6 protein-coding genes are annotated in these 14,726 nt (G+C 57.6%); 4 read left to right on the forward strand and 2 right to left on the reverse strand.

Features of this window, described 5'->3' with window-relative positions:
* Window positions 1–177: 177 nt before the first annotated feature.
* The 4 genes from BLR44_RS12900 (at window position 178) to BLR44_RS12915 (ending at window position 10,507) form a co-directional block, all read left to right on the forward strand.
* Window positions 178–4,278, forward strand: a complete 4,101-nt coding sequence (locus BLR44_RS12900) for a hybrid sensor histidine kinase/response regulator transcription factor (RefSeq protein ID WP_143017261.1) — start codon at window positions 178–180, stop codon at window positions 4,276–4,278.
* Between the two features lie 550 nt (window positions 4,279–4,828).
* Entirely contained in the window at window positions 4,829–8,176 is a 3,348-nt protein-coding gene (locus tag BLR44_RS12905; protein ID WP_089682469.1) for a SusC/RagA family TonB-linked outer membrane protein, read from the forward strand.
* Window positions 8,177–8,202: 26 nt separating this feature from the next.
* Complete coding sequence (locus BLR44_RS12910; protein WP_089682471.1) at window positions 8,203–9,744, forward strand: SusD/RagB family nutrient-binding outer membrane lipoprotein; 1,542 nt, start codon at window positions 8,203–8,205, stop codon at window positions 9,742–9,744.
* A gap of 421 nt (window positions 9,745–10,165) precedes the next feature.
* Window positions 10,166–10,507, forward strand: a complete 342-nt coding sequence (locus BLR44_RS12915) for a DUF805 domain-containing protein (protein WP_089682473.1) — start codon at window positions 10,166–10,168, stop codon at window positions 10,505–10,507.
* A 99-nt stretch (window positions 10,508–10,606) separates the two neighbouring features.
* Here BLR44_RS12915 and BLR44_RS12920 read toward each other — a convergent pair whose 3' ends face one another.
* On the reverse strand, window positions 10,607–12,763 hold the full coding sequence (locus BLR44_RS12920) for a plastocyanin/azurin family copper-binding protein (RefSeq protein ID WP_089682841.1): 2,157 nt from the start codon (window positions 12,761–12,763) through the stop codon (window positions 10,607–10,609).
* An 18-nt stretch (window positions 12,764–12,781) separates the two neighbouring features.
* Window positions 12,782–14,656 (reverse strand): 3-keto-disaccharide hydrolase, encoded by a 1,875-nt coding sequence (locus BLR44_RS12925; RefSeq protein ID WP_176956022.1) that lies wholly within the window; start codon window positions 14,654–14,656, stop codon window positions 12,782–12,784.
* Window positions 14,657–14,726: the final 70 nt, after the last annotated feature.

Consider the following 14,726-nt stretch of genomic DNA (forward strand, 5'->3'; position numbering starts at 1 on the left):
TTTTACTGCTGACCCGTACTACCATCAGGGCAGCGGTAGCTGGAACAACCCGACTCGTTTGCAACGGAGGAACATGAGCAAGCGGGACTCATCAGATGCTGTGACAACCTATAGCCCCCACGCGAAACGCCGCGTGCCCACCCTTGTTCGTTTCCATTTCTGTTGATTAGTGCATTTATGAAGCATACTCTACTCTTCTTTCTGATGTTAGGCACATTAGCCCAGGCCGGCTACGCTCAGAAGCGAGTGGAGTTTACGCATTTCACTACCCGCGACGGGCTGTCGAAAAGCTACGTCAAGACCATTTTGCAGGATCACGAAGGATTTCTGTGGCTGGGCACCCCCGACGGCCTCAACCGCTACGACGGCTATGGCTTCCACGTATACCGGGAAGACAGTCACCAGCCGCATTCGCTTTCGGGCAACGAAATCAGTACTCTGCTGGAGGACCAGCATCAGCAACTCTGGATCGGCACCAACGGCGGCGGCCTGAACCGCTACTTGCCCGACCAAGATGCGTTCGTGGCATATCGTCTGGAAAACAGCGGTTTACAGAGCAACCAGATTACGGCCCTGGCCGAAGCGGCCGACGGTACGCTGTGGATCGGTACCAGCCGGGGTCTGCACCACTACGATGCGCACCGCGACCTGATCGTGCACGACCTGACGGACGCCGAAGGGCGCCCGGTGCTACCGGCGGTTACCGCCCTCGCCGCCGACCCGCGCGGGCACCTCTGGGTGGGCACCCCTGAAGGACTACGGGTCGTGCAGCAGAACCGACTGATCGCCCCGGGACCGACACCCCTGGCGCAACAGGCCGTAGCCGCTCTGATGGTCGACGCGACCCACCTCCTCTGGGTGGGATCGGCCGCGCAGGGAATCTACGTAGTGGCGCCTGAGGCGGCCACCGCCACGCCCACAATCGTGCACCAGTTCCGCCACCAGCCGCAAGACCCCGCCAGCCTGGGCAGCGACATCATCCTGACGCTTTTCCAGGACCGCCAGCAGCGCATCTGGATTGGGACCGACCTGGGGGGACTGAACTACTACGATGCGGCCCACCAGCGGTTTGTGCGGTACCAGCACGACAACCGATTGGCCAGCAGCCTTAGCAGCAACAACGTCCTGTCGATTGAAGAGGACCACGCCGGCAACTTATGGATCGGGACCAATTTCGGAGGGCTGAACCTGATGGAGCAGAACCCTACCTTCGAACACTACAAAAGCAATCCCTACCATTACGCCAGCAGTCCGGTCCTTTCGATCTACGTCGATCAGCAACAGAAACTCTGGATCGGGACCGACGGCAACGGCCTCACCTGCCAGACACCGGAAGGTGGTTTTCAGGAATACCTCTACACCGAAAACCGGCGCAACAGCCTGGGCGGCAACACCATCCAACGCATTTTTGAAGACGCACAGGGCAACCTGTGGCTGGGCACGTACAACAACGGCATCAGCGTGATGCACCGCGACGGTACGTTTTCGCACTACCAGAGCCACGACCAGCATGGCCTGAGTCACCACGACGTACGGACTTTTCTGGTCGATCACAAAGGCCACTTCTGGGTAGGCACCAACGGCGGCGGCCTGAACCTCTACCAACCCGAACGGGACCGCTTTCAGGCCTTCCGGGCGGCCCCTGGTACCCCTTACGGCCTCACCAGCGACTCGATCGTCAGCCTCTACGAAGACAGCCGCGGCATGGTCTGGGTCGGGACGGTGCACGGCGGCGTGTGCTTCTTCGATCCCGGTCAGGTCAGCAGCGAGGGCATCAACTTCTACCGCATCCAACTGCCCGTCAACGACCGACACAAATTGTACGGCAACTCCGTGCTCAGCATTACGGAAGACAGCTACGGCAACATGTGGTTCGGCAACTACGTCTCCGGTATTTCCTACATGAACTACCAGACGCGCCAGTTGCGACAATACGATAAAAACGATGGGTTGCCCGGCAACGTGATCAACGGCTTGCTGCCCGGCCACGAGGGCACCGTCTGGATCAGCACCAGTCAGGGGCTGGCTCGCTATCAGCCCGAACAAGATACGTTTGAAGTGTTCGACGAGCGCGATGGTCTTCAGGGCAACGAGTTTTTGCACGGAGCGGCGTTTCAGGCCCCCGACGGCAAGTTGTATTTCGGCGGCATCAACGGCGTCAATGCCTTCTACGCCGACAGCATTCATCCCAATACGTACCCACCTACCGTACACATCACCGGCATTTCCAGCTTCAACGAGCCGGTTGCCTATACGCCGGACGCCTCGCCACGGCGTTCGATCGTGTTGCGCCCCCAGCAGTCCACCTTCACGTTCGATTTTGTCGCGCTGAGCTACCCCCGGGCCGAAAACAACCGGTACGCCGTAAAGCTGGAAGGTTTCGAAGAAGAGTGGCGTCCCCTCGGCACCCACCGATCGGCCACCTACACCAACATTCCGCCCGGCACGTACACGTTCCGCGTGAAGGGCTCCAACTGCGACGGCATCTGGAACGAACGCGGCGCGGCGGTGACGGTACACCTGCTGGCCCCGTGGTGGAAAACCGGCTGGGCCTACGCCTTGTACCTGGTCGTTTTGGGGTGTATCCTCTTCTTTGCCATCACCCTGACGGTGAAACGCGCGAAGCTGAACGAACGGCTCAAGCTGATCGAACGGGAGAAGGCGTACGAACACCAGATCCACCAGGCCAAACTCGATTTCTTCACCAACGTTTCGCACGAATTTCGCACTCCGCTGACGCTCATCCTCAGTCCGCTGGAAAAGATGCTGTCTCAGGGCGACACCGCCTCGCAGCGCCAGCACGAACTGATGTACCGCAATGCCCGGTCGCTCCTGCGGCTGGTTGACGAAATTCTCGATTTCCGGAAGGCAACCGAGGGTAACCTGCAACTACGCGTCAGCGAAGTCGAACTGGTCACGTATGTTCAATCGATCACGACCTTGTTTCAGGACCTGAGTCAGCACAAGCGGCTTCGCTTTGCATTCGACACCGACCTGGATCAGCTCACCGCCTGGGTCGATACCGACAAGCTCGAGCGCGTGATCTACAACCTGTTGTCCAACGCATTCAAGTTTACGCCGGAAGGCGGTCAGGTGGCCTTGCGCCTGCGCGAACTGTCGCCGGAAGTGTGCGAGATTGCGGTCAGCGACACTGGGCCGGGCATTCCCATGGCCGAACAGGAAAAGATTTTTCAGCGGTTTTACCAGGCCGAATCGCCAAGTCACATCCTCCCCTCGGGCACGGGCATCGGGCTGGCGCTGGTCAAAGAGCTGGTCAGTCTGCACCACGGCACCGTGACGGTCGACAGCGCTCCCGGTCAGGGCACTACGTTCCGGCTGGTGCTGCCCATTTCGCAACAGCGGTATGCCCCGCACGAGGTGGTGCACACCGCTCAGACCCCAGGATTGTCCGAACCGCTGGCCAGCACGGTGCTTCCGAGCGCCGCACCAGAACCCGCACAAACGCACGACACGACACCCGACCGCGCCTCCCTACCACAAGTCCTGGTGGTGGACGACAACGCTGACCTGCGTGCGTTGCTGCGCGAGAACCTTACGACCGCGTACCGGGTGCTGGAAGCGACAAACGGCCAGGAAGCCATCGGCTTGGCACGCGAAGCGCAGCCCGACCTGATCGTAACCGACGTAATGATGCCCGTGATGGACGGGTATGCGCTGTGCGCCGCCTTGAAGAAAGACATCCACACCAGCCACATTCCTGTGATCGTCCTGACGGCGCGGAACTCGCTGGAACAACAGATCCGGGGCCTTGAAACCGGGGCCGATGCGTACATCAGCAAACCTTTCAGCCTGGAATTGCTGGAAACCCGCGTCCGCAAGCTGATCGAAACTCGTCGGCAGTTGATCGAGCGGTTCTCGCAGGGCGAAGTGCTCGCGCCCGAAGCCCTCAGCATCACGTCGGTCGACCAACGCTTTCTGGAACAGGTCAAGGCCGTGCTGGAACGCCACATCGACGACGTGGAATTTCGGTTGGAGGTGTTTTGCAAAGAGGTGGGCATGAGCCACACGCAACTCTACAACAAGATCAAAGCCCTGACCGGCTTCTCGCCCAACGAACTGATCCGCGACTTCCGCCTCAAGCGGGCGGTGCAATTGCTGCGCGAGTCGGACCTGACGATCAACGAAGTAGCCGTGGCGGTCGGGTTTAACGACGCCAAGTACTTCAGTCGCAGCTTCCGAAAGCAGTTTGACCAAACCCCTTCGGAATACATCCAGGCCCACCGCCAGCGTACCCGCTCGAACGGATCCACGCTGTAATCCTTTTTCAAAAGGTTATAGCAAATGCTTTGTCGCGCAGCGTTAAGTAGCCGCAGGCTATAGGGCTTGCGCTGTCTGGTTTTGTCAAGTTAACTTTCACACGTTCCGGTTGCCCGTTCCTGATCGCGGTACAGGCGAATGTTACGCACATTGCCGTCCGCACCGCTCATTTTTTAGAAAATCCGCCGGAGACGCTTCAATGACCCGTTTGTGGAAGATTTATCCCCCTCTTCGGAAGATTTATCCACCCCGTTCCGGCGAATTGTACACCCCTTCCGAAGATCTATCAACCTGAGTTGCCGATGGCCTGACGTACTTGCCCTCACCCGAGAGGTACCACCTGGCCTAATCATCCACCGACCGTGAGACCAACCAAACTGCTCCAGAAATTAAAAGCGAAGCGGATCTCTTTCATGGAGATCTTCCTGTATCTGCTGTTTTTCATCGGTGTGGTGGTCATCATCCTCTGGATGTAATCGGGTTTCTCCCAACGGCTTTTCGAAGCACAGCAATATCTATCTCAGTCACTCAAATCATCCAATTGTTCATTATGAAAAACATCTATGCATTGAGGAGGGGCGCATTACTCGCCATGCTCCTTTGTCTGCTGAGCAGCGTCAGCTGGGCCCAGCAGCGCGTCAGCGGGACGGTTACTTCGGCCGGCGGTGAAACCCTGCCGGGCGTCAACGTCCTGATTCAGGGTTCGGCGGTCGGAACCATTACCGACGTGGAAGGCAAATACGTATTGGACGTGCCGAATCCCGACAATACCGTTCTGGTTTTCTCGTCGGTTGGCTTCATCAGCCAGGAAGTGCCGCTGAACGGACGTACCGTTCTTGATCTGGAACTGGAAGATGACGTCCAGGCCCTTCAGGAAGTGATTGTAACGGCACTCGGAATCAAGCGGGAAGAAAAAGCGCTGGGTTATGCGGTGAGCACCGTCGACGCGCAGGAAATCACCCGCTCCGGGAACACCAACTTCGCGTCAGCCCTGTACGGTAAAGCGCCCGGGGTGAAGATCACGACGGCTCCCGGTGGCGCGACCAGTGCGGTAAACGTGCAGATTCGCGGCATCAACTCCCTGAACTATAACTCGCAGCCGTTGTACGTAGTAGACGGGATCATCATCCGCAACACGAACGAGAAACCGGGGGGCATCAACAACGGTGGCTACTGGGACGATCAGAAGATCCGCGGCAACGGGATTCTGGACATCAACCCGCAGGACATCGAAAGCCTCACCGTCCTGAAAGGTGCCAGTGCCACGGCCCTGTACGGATCAGAGGCGGCCAGCGGTGTGATCGTCATCACAACCAAAAAAGGTACAAAAGGCAAAGGACTGGGCGTCGACCTGAACTACTACTACAACGTGGAGCAGGTAGCGTTCACGCCTAAGTATCAGAACGTGTACGGCCCCGGCTATCCGCGTGACATCAACGCGCAGGTAGGTGCCGATGCCGAAGGCTGGATTCCGGTCGATGCCGACGGCGACGGAGTGGCCGAATCGAAGCGCCCGAACTACCGCGCTTACGGCCAATTCGGCCCGAAAATGGACGGCCAGCCGGTGACCTGGTGGGACGGCACGATCCGCCCTTACTCGGCACAGCCCGACAACTTCAAGGATTTCTACCAACTGGGGTACAACTCGACCTTGAACGCAGCCGTGTCGAACAGCAACGAATTTGCCAGCTACCGTCTGTCGTATACACGCATGGACTACGAAGGCATTGCGCGCGGCAGCAAGCTGCAACGGAATACCTTTAACCTGAACAGCAGTTTCAAGCTGAACGATAAGGTGAGCGTCGACATCGTGGCGAACTACTTCAACAGCTACGTACACAACCGCCCCGAGCAGCTCAACCGCATCACGGCCAACTACGGTGGGTTCTTCAGCCGGGCCGACGACATGTCGGTGTACCTGGACAAGTACAAGACGTCGCAGGGCTACAAATATGTGCCTTACAACCTGACCGAGCGGAATCCGGACGAAGCGCTGCTGTACAACATCCGCGCTAACGACGTGCTCGATTACCTGTGGCGGAACCTGCGCAACAGCGAAGACGAGTACCAGGATCGCCTCCTGACCAGCGCCACGCTGAACTACGACATCGTGAAGAACTTCCGGTTCCGGGGCCGTGTAGGAAATGACCTGACCAGCCGGGAGATTGAGAACAAACAGTACAACGAATACCCGTTGACCTTCAACGGAACAAACAGCACGGGCTACTATGGCGTATCGACAGGCCGTTACTCGATTCTTTACGGTGACTTCCTGTTTACTTACACCCAACCGTTGGGCGAAGAGTCTGACCTGTCGGTAAGCGCCGGGATGCAGGGCCGTGACGAACGGTATCGTGACCAATCGAACAACACCGAAGGGGGGCTGATTGAAGAAAACTGGTTCAGCCTGACCAACTCTGTCAACACCCTCCGTACCTCCGCCAGCCGCAGCTTGCAGACCAAGTATGCGTACATTGGCCTGGCGAACCTGAACATCAAGAACGTCTGGTTCCTGGAAGGAACCGCGCGTCAGGAATACTCTTCGACGCTGCCTCCCGGAAGCAACCGTTACCTCTACGGTTCGTTGAACTCTAGCTTTGTGTTCTCTGATGCGTTCCGTCTGCCTGCGTACCTGAGCTACGGCAAAGTGCGTGCTTCGTACGGCGTGGTGGGTAACGCGCCGCCGATTTATGAAGCGAACGTTACCTATACGCAAACGCCACTGCAAACCGGAAACGGTTCTGTACCCGCACTGGCGTCGCAAGCACGGTATGGCAACAATGCCATCCAGCCGGAAAACAAATACGAAATGGAATTTGGTGCCGAAACCCGCTGGTTGAACGACCGCTTCGGCCTGGACATTACGTATTACAACAGCCGCATCGTCGATCAGATCCTCCAGCTTTCGCTGCCGACCAGCACGGGAGCCAGCTCGATCCTTGTCAACGTTGGCGAATTGCGTTCCAACGGCCTGGAAATCGGCCTGAACGCCACGCCGATTCGCGGACCGCTTACCTGGAACCTGCGCCTCAACTACGCCAAAAACGTCACCAAGGTACATTCGCTGATGGAAGGCGTGGATCGCCTGAACTACTACAATGCTGACGGCGGTGCCGTACAAGTGGTAGCCGAGAAAGGCAGGCCTTTGGGTGACATCCTGGTGCACCCGCGCCAAACCGACGAGAATGGCAACTTCGTAATCGGTGACAATGGTCTGTACATCATCAACAGCAACGAATACGAGAAAGCCGGGAACATCCTGCCCAAAGCGGTTGGTGGTATGCTGAACACCTTCACCTACGGTCCCTTCTCGCTCGACCTGACCATCGACTATCGTTTTGGCGGTCAACTGGTGTCGCCTCCGCTGTTGTATGCCACAGGCGCCGGGATGTTTGAAAGCACGCTGGAGTTCCGTGATGAAGAGAACGGCGGCCTGCCTTACTACATCAACAGCGACAACGTAAAAGTGCAACTGCCCAGCCACGACGCCGCAGCCCCCGATGGCAGCACCGTATTCCACGACGGCATGATCCTGGAAGGAGTAGACCAGGAAGGCAATCCGAACACGACTATTGTTGATGCGCCTTCTTACTACTTCAACACGTTCACCTGGGGTTCCAGCGGTTGGTACGGCGGCGGTGCTGTCTACGACAACAGCTACATCAAGCTTCGTGAGGCAACCTTAAGCTACCAGATCCCTACGAACCTGGCCAGCAAACTCAAGCTCCAGAACGTACGGGTGGCGCTCATCGGCCGTAACCTGTTCTACATCTGGCGTACGCTGAAGAACCTCGATCCGGAAGCGGCCATCGGTAGCCGTTGGGATCGTCAGGGCATCGACGAAGGCTCGGGTGCAGCCAACCGCAGCTACGGTATCTCGCTTCACGCCAACTTTTAATCTACTCACCGTCTAATTTGAACAAGATGAAAAAGATTTCTTATCTCCTCGCAGGTTGCCTGACGGTGGCGCTCGGCCTGAGCAGCTGTCAGGACGAACTGGAAGAAAAGTACTATAACCCGGAACAGACGACTGTTCCGGCCATTGAAAAGTTTTTCACCGCGATGCAGAACAACAACCGCGTGCGCTCCGAGTACTGGAACGTCCGGACGTTTCTGGTGATGCATCCGGCCCTGTACACGCAGACCGTAGGGTTTACCAACGACACCAAGCGGTATCAGCAGCAGATTGACTACACGCAGGGACGCTGGAACGACTACTACACGGGTGTAGTGGCACAGTACCGCGAAATTCAGAAAGAGTACAATACCCTGACCGAAGACCAGAAGGCGACGAAGGAGGTGTTTGTGCAGGCAGCCAAGGTGGTTTACCTGGACCAGACGTCACGCATCGTGGACCTGTGGGGAGCCATTCCGTTTCAACAAGCGGGTATGCTGAACCTGGAAAACGAAGTGGTTCTGCCCTCTTACGACGATGCCAATTCGATCTATAGCTCCATCCTGACGGGTCTGGAGGAAGCATCGACCTATTTTGCCAGTGCTTCGCTCGACCCAGTGACGACGGCCACGTTCCAGAAGCAAGACCTCGAACTGCGAGGTAGCCTGGAAGGTTGGCAGCGGTATGCCAACTCCCTGCGCTTGCGGTTGTTGATGCGTCTTTCGAACGTTGATGCCGGCACTGCACAGACGCAGGTAATGGCGATGCTGAACGATCCGGCGACGTATCCGTTGGTCGACGAGGCTGCGAACAACGTATTGCTGGCGCCGCTCACTACGTACAACGACAACCTGAACAACGCGTTGATCGAACTGAGCCGCCACGTAGCGCCGGAGTACATGCTGGAAGAAGTAATGAAACCGGTTAATGATCCGCGCATCGAGGTGATGTTCGATCCGGGGGCCAACGGCTACGAAGCCATGCCGGTCGACATGGCTGCCAGCGAACAGGAACAGGGCATTTCGCAAGGACTGTTCGCCGTTTTCGACACGGCCACGTTCCGCCAGAACCGCGCTCTGCCCGGCATCGTGATGACCTCTTCGGAAGTACAGTTCCTGAAAGCCGAGGCGTATTTGCGCTGGGGAAGCGCTACCGACGCCGAAGCTGCCTACACGGCCGGTCTGGAGCAGTCGATCGCGTTTTATTATTACCTCAACAGCCTGAGCACGTTCAAAGACGCGCTGGCAGCCCCTTCTGCTGAGGAAGTGACGGCATTTGTAACCAATCCGTTGGTGGCGCTGACGGGTACCACCGAAGAAAAACTGGCGAAAGTCTGGACACAAAAGTGGCTCCATTTCGGCTTCCTGCAGTCAGTGCAGGCCTGGGCAGAGATGCGGCGCACCGATTACCCGAACCTGACCTTCGTGCCGGACAACAGCACGCCTGGTTTTGAAATGCCACCGGCACGCCTGACGTATCCGAACGTAGAGAAGCAGTACAACACCGAAAATTACAATGCCGTGTCGGCCAGCGATACGCCCAATCACAAACTCTTCTGGGACGTAAACTAGGGTTGTTCTAATCAAAAGCAGTTAGAGTAAGAGAGATAGATTTCGAAAAGCCCGATCTTTTAGGTCGGGCTTTTTGTGTTTTAAACCGCTTATCGTCAGGCATAACCCTCACTACTTCGGGCATCAAACATGGCTTTTGTAAGTATATAAGACGATTTATGTACTTCCCGGACGGCCTTCTGACTAGAAAGTAGCTGAGGCTCACACTTTAATAACAACATAAAACCTAAACTACCTCGCCACTTTTCCGTCTTTGGGTGTAGTAAACGGTATCCAAAGCGCTTCTTCTCTTCTTTCCACACCACGAGCGCCCTACTCCTGTCACCAGAATCTTCCTCAACGACCAGTCCAACTTGAAAATATCCAATAAATCCTCCTATTTCCCATTTCTGTTTACGTTTTCACCAAAACAACTGGAAATATGTTTAAAGCTCCGTTTTCGTTCGAGGGCCGCATCCGACGTACCGAGTACGGCCTCACGTACCTGGCTTGTGTAGCGGGGATAATGGTGTGCGGTGCCCTGACATCGCTGGCAGAAGAAGCAGTTATGGTTGCGATGCTGGCCTTACTGCTCTACGTAGGCCTCTTGTGGCTGTTCTTTGCACAAGGTGCCAAGCGTTGCCACGACCTGGGCAACAGCGGTTGGTATCAGCTCATTCCGTTTTACGGACTCTGGCTGATTTTTGCGAAAGGCGAAGAATTCGACAACGAGTACGGTTCTGATCCGAAAGAGGTCGCTTCGCTGCCGCAATCGAGTTTCTAATTTTTGTATCGTAACCATAAACAGAAAAGCCCGACCTGAGAAGGTCGGGCTTTTGCGTTGAATGAGGAAAGCAGTTCGCGAGGCTGCGGCGCGCTTTAGTTACTTGACGACTTTCAGCGTTCCCTGCATGATGTAGAAGTGACCCGGCACGGTACACACGTACGTGTACTCGCCAGGCGTTTCGGGAGCCACCAGGTAAAGGGTTTGCGACGCACCCGGACCTTGCAACTCGGTGAAGTAAAGCACCTTTTCGTTATCGGGCACGTAGTTCATCCCCTGCCCTTTCAGTCCCAACGCCATGGCCGCTTCGCCGACGGGAACGGCCTGCCCCGGCGCTACAATCACCAGGTTGTGCGGCATGTCATCGTTGTTGCTGAAGGTCAGTTCCACTTTGCTACCGGCTTTCACCGTCAGTTCCGTGACGTCGTATTTCAGGCCGGGTTTGGTTCCCACTTTGATCGACTGATCGGCTTTGCCCCATCCGGCTGGCTTTTTGACCGGATTTTTAGCGGCGCGCGTCATCGGTGCTCCGGAGCGCGTGTTTTTCGCTTCGGGTGCGGGAGTCGCCTTGGCCTTCTTTTTCATATTGGCCTCTTTCATCATGGCATGGTCGGCATGAGCCGCGGCCGTTTTCGCCCGCTCGGGCAGCGTCAGTTTGGCACCTTCGGGGATGTTGTTCAGCGTGTAGTACGCGGTGTTGTGCAACAGCGGCAAGTTACCGTTGGAGCGCACGCCTTCGGCTTTGATCTCATGAACGTACTTCTCCCGCAGGCCATCGACTACCAACCGGGCTTTCAGCCCATCGGCCGATACGACTACGCCCTGAATCGGATTGATCGAGTCGTTGATGACGGGGCTGCCGTATACCGGGTGGTACTTGTAAATGAAGCCGGTGATCTGGTACGAAGCCGGATCTTCGGCGGTGGCTTTGTCGACCGGTTGGGTGAACTCGATCTCAAACCCATCGGGCATGGCACGTACGGCCTTCATCTCGAACGGCGTTTTGCCGGTCCAGATCAGTCGTTGCAACGCATAAGGCTCCGGCCCTTTCGAACCCCAGCCCCGGTTGGTTTGTCCGACGAACATGGAGCCGTCGTTGCCCCAGGCGATGCGCAACACACCCGACTGGAAGTTATCGCGGAACTGAAACGCCGCCCCCTGGTACTCGCCTTTCACTTTCTCCAGAAATACCCGGTCGATTTTGCTCTGCCCCTGATCACCGATGAACAGCTGACCTTCGAACGGACCGAACTGCCCGCCGGTGGTATCCACTTTCAATTCCGACGTTGAAATTCCCAGGATGGAGTGCGGCAGCCATACGGCCGGTAGCTTGATTTCCGGGATTTTCCGGGCCGTTTCGAACAGCGTCGTTTTGTCGTTCGGATCGTTTTCCGGTTTGATGGGATTCTGCCCTTCGGGCGTAAGACGCGGGTCTACCACGGCATACAGCTCTTCGGTCGTCAGGTCGAGCGGCGAGTTAGGTTCCGAAGTCCAACGCAACCCAGCGGGGTGGCCGACAAAGTCGCCCTTCTCGATGTGCGACACAAAACCCGAGCCCTGCCAGTCGCCCTGGTTGTCGGTGTAGAAGAACTCACCGTCCACCACACCCAAGCCACAGGGCGAGCGCATGCCCGTTGCAAACGGTTCCATTTTTCCGTCGGGGGTGATGCGCAGGGCCCAGCCACGCCACGGCACCCGGCTTTCGCCACGCCACCATTCCACGTCGCCGAAGGCCACGTTGCCCGTCACGATCATGCTGCCGTCGGGCATCACCACCGGTCCGTACGAGTACTCGTGGTAGTGCCCCGAAAGCGGCCACGCGTACACTGTTTCGTATTCGTCGGCCTTGCCGTCGCCGTCCGTATCGCGCAGGCGCGTCAGTTCACCGCGTTGCGACATGTAGAGGTCACCGTTCACGTAGGCCAGCCCGAGAATTTCGTGCAGGCCGCTTGCGAATTTGCGGTAGCGGGGCGCACTCTGTGTAGAGTACGGGTTTTCAATGATCCAGACGTCGCCCCGCCGTGTAGAGACGGCCAGTTCGCCCGTCGGCAGTGCCACTACGCCACCGCCCTCCAGCTCAATGCCTTCGGGAATGGGAATGGTCACCATTTGGTAATAATCGTCTTCGGTAGGAGGAGCGGCGTCGGTCGACGCCTGCGCCCACACCGCCGCGGGGGCCAGCAGGGCCACCAGTGATGCACCCAGGCAACGGCGCAGCCAGGCTGAGGGCGCTTGTAAAAATTTATGAGAAAACATGTTGTTCAAGATTCGGGATTACCAGATGATTTCGTAACGCAGAGCCTGTCCGGCACGCATTTGGGCCATGGGGACCACCAGTTCGTTGCCGTTGCGCACGGTAGGCGTCGGCCCTTCCAGCAGCTTTACTTTGTACTGCTGATCGTTGATGGTATAGGCACCATCGCGCTGCTTGGCGATGCCCGTCCCGTTGGCCACGCGGAAATAGAGGCCGGTCGAGGCCGGATTTTCCAGCCGGATTTCCCGCACCAGTTTCTTGCCCCCTTCGGCCGGCACAATGCGGTCCTGAACGTTCAGGCCGTGGATGGTATAGCGGAAAGTGGGGTAGCCTTGTGCGTCGAGTTTGTAACCGCGCATGCGGTAGGTGCCCTCCGGCTCGGTGGTAGGCCACTCGGCATTGGTGGTAGTCAGCACGGCCAGCGCGGGTGCGTCGTTCAGCGGCAGTATGCTGCCCATAGGATCGGCACTGCCATCGCCCCGGCTGTTCCACATGGGCGTAGCGTCCAGAAACTCGCCGCGCCACACCTGCACCAACGCGCCGTTGTCGGCATCGAACGTATAGTGTACGCCCGACGGATCACCGACCGAAATGGCGTGCGGAATCCGGCGTTCGGGCGTAGTGGCATCCTGCTTGAAGTCGATGAAGCTGCGGAATACTTTCGGCTCGCCCTGCACCGGCAGGAGGATCGGGCTGGTGGGGTCGTTCAGCGGCATCGACCCGGAGGCGTGCAACGGCTGACGACGCATGCCGGGTCCTGACACCATCAGGCCGAGTTGCTGCCCCTGCCACGAAAAATCTTTCAGGGTCAGGATTTCAAACTGCTGCGCCCCGGCCTGCAACTGCACCGGCGTGCCGTCTGGTATCCGCTTGTTGCCGATCATCATCTGGTTGCGGGTCCCGGTGTTCAGCTCAAAAATGTACTGGCCGGCCGCCGGGATTTGCATCGTGCCTGTAATCTGGTAGGCGTACTCGTTCGCGCCGCTGGCCCCTCGCCACGTCAGCTCGTTCAAGGTACCTTCCTGCGAAGCCGCTTTGCTGGATAGCTCTTCCGGTTTCTGAAACGCGCCTTCGTACAGGCGATACTTCAGGTTCGAAAGTGCGATTTTATCCTGGGTAAAAGCTTTATACGCCAGGTTGCGAAACGCAACGGCACCGTGATCGCCCTGAATGAACAGCGGGCCGGTGGCTGCCTCTTCCGGGAACGCCGGGCCGCGGGTGGGGCCGGTCAGTTCTACGTTTTCGTGCAGCACGGTGCCGTTCAGGCTCAGGCTCAAGATGCGTGCGTTGGCCACTTTTTTGCCCCCTTCGAAGCGCGGTGCCTGAAACGAAATTTCGAGGTGTTGCCAGAGACCGGGCGCGCGGCTCACGTTGATGCCGGGCGCGTGGCCTTCGTAGCCGTGCTGTGTGGCTTCGTCCCAGCGTGCGTAGATGGCGCCGTTGTCCTGGTACGTCATGTTAGGCTTACCCCAGCTGTCCAACAGCTGAATTTCGTAACGTCCCATGAGGTAAACGCCCGAATTCGAGCCTTCGGCCATCATGTAGTCGAGCGACAGGTCCACATCGCCAAACTCCTGCTTGGTCATGATGTTGGCTTTGGCCTTGTCGGTAGGTTGGTTCACCAGAATGCCCGTGCCGCTGGTCGTGGTAAACTGACCGGCTTTTTTCGGGTGCGTGGTGACCGAGCCGACCACCGTCCAGTTACCGGCGGTGGACTGAAACGCAGAGAGGTCCGTCAGGGGAATGGCGGTGTATCCGGCCTGCGGAGTTTGTGCCTGTAGCCCCAGAAAACTGCATAGGGAGAGGGCTAACAGAGCCAAACGCCAGGTGGGTGGGGGGACCGTGAGCGGTCTTCGTCCCTGAAACCTGGCGTTCAGCGAAAGACGTACTTTCATAAAGAACATGATAAGTTTGGAAGATAGGTAAAAACAAGGCCGAAAAATAAGGACAATTGCCCTGCCAGAC

Origin of the sequence: Catalinimonas alkaloidigena (genome assembly GCF_900100765.1) — a bacterium.
GTDB lineage: Bacteria > Bacteroidota > Bacteroidia > Cytophagales > Flexibacteraceae > Mooreia > Mooreia alkaloidigena.

Coding starts and splice junctions, on each gene's coding strand:
- BLR44_RS12905 (WP_089682469.1), top strand. CDS start 4,829: ATGAAAAACATCTATGCATTGAGGAGGGGCGCATTACTCGCCATGCTC.
- BLR44_RS12920 (WP_089682841.1), bottom strand. CDS start 12,763: ATGTTTTCTCATAAATTTTTACAAGCGCCCTCAGCCTGGCTGCGCCGT.
- BLR44_RS12915 (WP_089682473.1), top strand. CDS start 10,166: ATGTTTAAAGCTCCGTTTTCGTTCGAGGGCCGCATCCGACGTACCGAG.
- BLR44_RS12925 (WP_176956022.1), bottom strand. CDS start 14,656: ATGAAAGTACGTCTTTCGCTGAACGCCAGGTTTCAGGGACGAAGACCG.
- BLR44_RS12900 (WP_143017261.1), top strand. CDS start 178: ATGAAGCATACTCTACTCTTCTTTCTGATGTTAGGCACATTAGCCCAG.
- BLR44_RS12910 (WP_089682471.1), top strand. CDS start 8,203: ATGAAAAAGATTTCTTATCTCCTCGCAGGTTGCCTGACGGTGGCGCTC.